Here is a 6,114-nt window from a genome sequence, read left to right on the forward strand (position 1 = left end):
ACGACGGACCCAGCCCGGCCACACCGTGCTGGACGCACGGCTGGACAGGCGGGCCAAGGACGGTTCCCGTGTTCACTGTGATTCGCTCGTCGGAGTAGGAGCCCGACTCTGCCCCAGCGGCCTCGCTGTAAGTACGCCGCAGACATTCCTCACAGCCTCCCGGTCACCGGCTTCACAGCTCCCGGAAGTTCCCCGCCCACAAAGGGCGAGTGCGCGCCGCTCCCGGCCTACATCCACCAGATTCGAGCCGGTACAGAGTTAAGGGGCGTTATGACATCGGTTCCTCGCGTACTCCTCTCCGACCTGCTCGCCGGACCCACCGCATCTGGTAGTACTACGGCACCCCGGCTTTGTCAGGGCTGCTCCCACCCATACCGGCGTCTCCCGGAACAGGCTGCCCTCAGCTCCTGCCAGACCGCTGCGACGGTCTGGCGGTGATGGTCTCTCACCTCCACTCGAATCAACAGCGCCTCACGGCGCACGAAGCCTGCGCTGAACGCGTTCGCGATTACCTTCGCCGGCCGGTTCGAAAGAACCATTCACTCATGAAAACCGGCCGGACCCACACACCGTTTATCGGACAGTCCCGGTCCGAGAAACAACTCGATGTTGTTTGAGCCCAGGGTGCTACTCCAGACCCGTTTCAGCGTGCTTTAGCATGTCAGAACGGCCGCCACGGGAGATGAGCCTGCGGACCGGTGTCGTCAGCGGCCAAAAAAAAATTTGCGCGAATCTCACGTTGGCCGGCGGCAACGTCCGGGCCCGAAGTGAAGAATGGAAGCGTCCGTCATGGTTAACGCCGGATCCGCCTTGGTGCAAGTAAAGCCCGCCCCATAGCGTGGCGAGAAGGACCTCCACGGGAACCGTGGATTGTTGCTTCGAGCACGAGTAAGGCGGCAGGCGACCGCACGCGTGAGGTTCTGCGGCTTGAGAAGATGCTCGAGAGCTCTGGAATCAAACTCTCCAGCGCAGTTGCCAGCCTCACAGGCGTTTCGTCCCGAGCGATGCTGCAGGCATTGATTCGCGGGGAACGTGATCCTGGTGTGCTCGCGCAGTACGCGCAGAGGCGGATGAGATCCAAGATCCCTGAACTGGTGGAGGCCCTAACCGGCCGGTTCACCGACCATCATGCGTTCCTGACGCAGCTCTATCTTGATGAGATCGACGCACACACGCGGACAGTTGACGCCCTAACCCTAAGGATTGAGGCGGAGATCAAGCCTTTCGAATCCGCTCGCCAGGTGCTGGTAACAATTCCCGGGGTTTCCAGCACGGTGGCGGACGCGATCATCGCAGAAACGGGCGCTGACATGACTATCTTTCCTGACGCCAGCCATCTGGCATCCTGGGCCGGAGTATGTCCCAGCGCCAACGAGTCCGCCGGCCGAATCAAGTCGTCGAAGACGATGCCCGGCAACAGCTATCTGAAGGCGGCGCTGGGCATCGCAGCCTTGGCTGCCTCCCACAGCCGCAGCAGCTATCTGGCCGTCAAATACCGGCGAATCTCGGCCCGACGCGGCCCGGTGAAAGCCATCGTCGCCGTGGAGCACGCCATACTGAATGCCGTGTGGAACATGCTCAGCACAGGCGAGCTATTTGAGGAACTCGGCACCGGCTACTACGCCCGCTTAAACCCTGAAAAGGCCAAGGCCCGCGCACTGCAGCAACTTCGACAACTCGGATACGAGGTCACCCTCACCTCATCAACGGGGGCCCGAGCGGGTTAATTTTCGTAATAGGCGGCCACGGAAATGCCCAGCGGCGGGCATTTTTGCTGGCCGTCCGTGGGCGCAAACTATCGGCCATTGACAGACCGGAGGGCACGCCGACCAGGCCAAAGGCGGTTTGAAGCAAGCCCGGCGAGAAAGTCAAAGGACGCTTTCAAGAACGACCGCCCCAGAGGCGAGCCGCGGCAGCAACAACAACAACAAAACTGGCCGCACTGCTCACGCCTTGGATAACCGCCCATGCCGGATTAGTTTTTGGGGTTAGTTCCCGAGGAGCTTCGTTCCGTCGTGGGGGTGGAAAATATGCATGCCGGGAACCTGGATCGGTCAGCCTTCTGGTGCTGTGGGGCGGTATGCGGGCAGACTTGGTGAGTGTGTTTCGGTCGTCCCCGATACGTCTATGGTGCCGGTGAGCCTGTGGGTTAGTTTGGTGGTGGGGGGCACAGTTTCTTGTCCGCGGGATCGTGGATTGTTGCCTTTTTGAGCACGAATGTCAGATTTGTTGTTTATCCGTCCTCCCCGGAACACAGACACCTTGCCTGCAGGAACGGTTTTTGGAAGGTGATCCGTCATGGAGGTCATTCACCCGCGCTGCGCGGGTATCGATGTGTCGAAGAAGGATGCGAAGGTCTGCGTCCGTGTCCAGGGCCGGGGCACGCGGCCCACCACGTCCACCGTCACGACCTGGGCCTCGATGACCGGACAGATCCTGGACCTGAAGGAGCACCTGCTCAACGAGCGTGTGACTCTGGTCGTGATGGAAGCGACCAGCGATTACTGGCGCCCGTTTTTCTATCTTCTCGAGGACGACGGGCTGGAGGTAATCCTGGTCAACGCCCGCGACGCCAGGAACGTCCCTGGCCGTAAGACCGACGTCTCCGACGCTGCGTGGCTGGCTGACCTGGGCGCGCACGGGCTGGTGCGGGCCTCCTTCGTGCCCCCGCCGTCGATCCGTGAGCTGCGGGACCTGACCCGGGCCAGCACCGTCATCACCCGGGAACGCACCCGGGAAGTGCAGCGGCTGGAGAAACTCCTCGAGGACGCGTGCATCAAGCTCTCCTCGGTGGCCTCGGACATCACCGGGGTCTCGGGACGGCTGATGCTCCAAGCCCTCATCGACGGGCACGAGGACCCGGCCGAGCTGGCGGAGCTGGCGCACGGGCGGATGCGGGCGAAGATCCCCGACCTCACCGACGCGCTGACCGGACGGTTCCTTGACCATCACCGCTACATGGCCGCCCTGTATCTGCACCGGATCGACGCGCACACCGCAGACATCAACGACCTCAGCGCCAGGATCGAGGCGGCGATGGAACCCTTTCGCGACGCCCGGGAGCTCCTGATCAGCATTCCGGGATTCAGCACCACCGTGGCCGAGGTCTTCATCGCCGAAACCGGGGCCGACATGAGCGTCTTCCCGGCACCGCAACAACTGGCATCCTGGGCCGGCACGTCCCCGGGAGCCAGCGAGTCCGCCGGCCGGGTCAAGTCCGCCAAGACCCGGCCCGGCAACCGCTATCTCAAAGGCGCCCTGGGCATCGCAGCCCTGTCCGCGGTGCGGTCCAACGGCACTTACTTCTCCGCCAAATACCGGCGCATCGCTTCCCGGCGCGGACCCGTCAAAGCACTCGTCGCCGTCGAACACGCCATGCTCACGGCCGCGTGGTACATGCTCACCACCGGCGAACTCTACCGAGACCCGGGAGCCGACTACTTCACCCGACGCACACCCTCCAGAACAAAGGCCCACGCTATCGGACAACTCGAATCCCTGGGCTACAAAGTCACCATCGAACCACTCACGGCAACCCGATAGGTGCGGGCCCGAACAGTTGCCCTTTCCCCAGCCACAATCGTCGAGGACTATGGAGCCAACCTCATTTTCATGTCAGAACGCACGCGAGCCTTTTTATTGTCCATATTGACAAACAAAATCCGGGGTGGGCATCATAGTGATGCAACCAGGCTTGTGAATCAGAACCCCGGTCGGCGAAAAGAGCAGTATCCCGATCGATTTGAGAAGTCCCGGCAGTAGGAGATAATCCTCTATCGACTCGTCCTCCGTCCTCCGTCAACAAAACCAAGTTGATCCGGGACGCCCTGACGTGGGCGCATTCAGGACAACGCAGCCTGCGGGCACCGACCCTTACATACTTAGCGACGACCCGAAGGGGCACTACGCCATGGCCATTGAATACGTTCGCATCACCCCGGCACCAGTGCCGGATACGGCAACCCCGCAGCGCGTTCGCATGCGCGACGGTGTATGGCTTGCGACCGACGTCTACTTGCCGGAAAATGACCAGGCTCCAGGTCCGACAATCTTGATACGCCTGCCTTATGACAAGAACGGCGAGTACACGTTCATACCTAAGATTGCCGAGTACATGACTCGCCGCGGGTACCGCGTAGTCGCACAGGACGTACGTGGCAAGTTCCGGTCGGAAGGTGAGTCACTGCTTTTCGTCAACGAGGTCAACGACGGTTACGACACCATTGAGTGGGTAACACGGCAGAACTGGTCAAACGGTGACGTCGCCATGTGGGGGGACTCCTACTACGGGTACACACAGTGGGCCGCGGTCTCGAGCGGTCATCCTGCCCTGAAGGCGATAGCACCCCGCGTAACGGGTACAGGGCTCGGCGAACTGCCCGTCGCCGTGCCGGGCGCGGACACTCGCGATGTCGAGATGGGTATCATCCGGATGTATCCGCTCACACATTTCCATTCGAACGATACCTATGAGTGGGAGCCGGACTGGAGCCAACGCCCCTATATTCGTGACCTCGAGCGCTTCCAGACCGATGTCGGACAGCGGTCTGCCTCATTCGACCTGTGGTACCCAAATCCGGTGTTCCTGCGCAGATTCCCCAACGGCAGTCCCTTTGAGGCCCGACCCGTGCCGGTGCTCAACACGATCGGTTGGTGGGACAATTGCGCACCGTGGTCCTGGCGGGATCATGAGGCTATTACCAGCAACCCTGGTTGGGCTCACAACGAGTATCTGCTTCTGGAATCAATTGATCATGAAAACTACTACTTTGGCATTGGCGGACCCGCAGAGCGCGACGACAAAGATGTAGAGCGAATGCTTCCGGCTTACCTCGACCCGGCCCTCGAGTTTTTTGACGTTTTCGTGCGAGGTACTGGTAACCCCGCCGATATCCCCCGGGTGCGGTGGAACCTCGCTGGCACCACCGGTTACCGGCGCTCGGCTGAGTGGCCACCTGCCGCGGTGCAGGAGACCGAGTTGTTACTGACCGGAGACTTGACGTTGACTTCCTCTGCAGACCCGAAGACCACCGCTTTGTCCTGGCAGCACGACCCCGACAACCTCGTGCCGTCGCCAGCCAAGAATGCCTTCGCCTTCCTTGTTGATCAACCAGACGAACGAGCGCTGTCTTTGCGTGCCGACGTCGCTGATTTCACCGGACCCGCCGTCGAAGAGACGCTCAATCTCGTCGGCCCCGTGCGGGTCCGTGGCCGTGTTTGGAGCACGGGCCCGAGGGCCGATGTTTTCGCGCGGCTTTATGATCTCGCTCCCGATGGGACGCTGCTACGTATAGCGCGGGGGCAGGTGCACATCATGAAGGCCGAAACCCCTGTCGATGTCGACATTGATCTTGGCCATGTCGGTTACCAACTGGCGCCCGGGCACCGTCTGCGCCTGCACCTTCAGAGCAGTGACTTCCCCGAATTCATCCCGCAGCCGGGGACGGCCGAGTCGCCTTGGACAGCAGTCGACGTCAAGCCGACAACCCAAAGCGTCCAGCTCGGTGGCGAGAATGCGGCGACGCTGGTCTTCTCCACGCTGGCCGAGCCTGGGCCGGCGCTCCCGCTAGTGGGCGGTGCCGGTCCTGATGACGGCACCTATGGAACCTCTTCTTGAGTTCGCCTTCGAAGCACGGGTCGGTGTCGAGGACCGGTTGGCATGTGGGGCGCGGCGCTGATGAGCGGCTTCATTTCACGCCCACTACCGGAGGCACACGGTGGCGGGCCCCCTGCTCAACGGCGTCGTCCTTCCGGGCGGTGGCGACTGGTCAGTGCAGCGCGGTGACACGACACCAGCTTGAGGCCAGGTACCTGTTACGCGCTGACGACGGTGGAGTGTTTGACATCCTCAATCGCGGTTACTACCGGGCGTCCTCCGAAATTGCGGCCCGTCTTGAGGCCGGTGAAAACGTGGACGAATCTCTCTACTGCTTCAGGTGTGCCCCGTGTTCCAGACTGATTCTCCAGCGCACCGGTGGCTCGCCGATCACCAGTTTGTCGGCCTTGCGCGGGACGAGGACAGCCAGGTCTGCATCAGGTTCTACATACAGCACGGAACGGGCGGGGGGGGCGGGAAAACAACCGACTCCCCCCACAAACCCCCTCCCTCCTCCA

General features: G+C 61.9%; 4 protein-coding genes. All 4 read left to right on the plus strand.

What is annotated here, in order from left to right; all coding sequences use genetic code 11:
• Positions 1–1,004: 1,004 nt before the first annotated feature.
• Positions 1,005–1,727, plus strand: coding sequence for a transposase (locus VLA65_RS20355; protein ID WP_332603558.1), 723 nt, complete (start codon positions 1,005–1,007; stop codon positions 1,725–1,727).
• 571 nt (positions 1,728–2,298) lie between these two features.
• Positions 2,299–3,543, plus strand: coding sequence for an IS110 family transposase (locus VLA65_RS20360; protein ID WP_332603559.1), 1,245 nt, complete (start codon positions 2,299–2,301; stop codon positions 3,541–3,543).
• Positions 3,544–3,910: 367 nt separating this feature from the next.
• A complete protein-coding gene (locus VLA65_RS20365) occupies positions 3,911–5,617 on the plus strand; it encodes a CocE/NonD family hydrolase (protein WP_332603560.1) in 1,707 nt (568 codons plus the stop codon).
• A gap of 44 nt (positions 5,618–5,661) precedes the next feature.
• The coding region (locus VLA65_RS22045) for a DUF3237 family protein (protein WP_442880357.1) at positions 5,662–6,114 on the plus strand (453 nt) is incomplete at its 3' end.

It is taken from the genome of Arthrobacter sp. S2(2024), assembly GCF_036662515.1.
Lineage (GTDB): Bacteria > Actinomycetota > Actinomycetes > Actinomycetales > Micrococcaceae > Arthrobacter.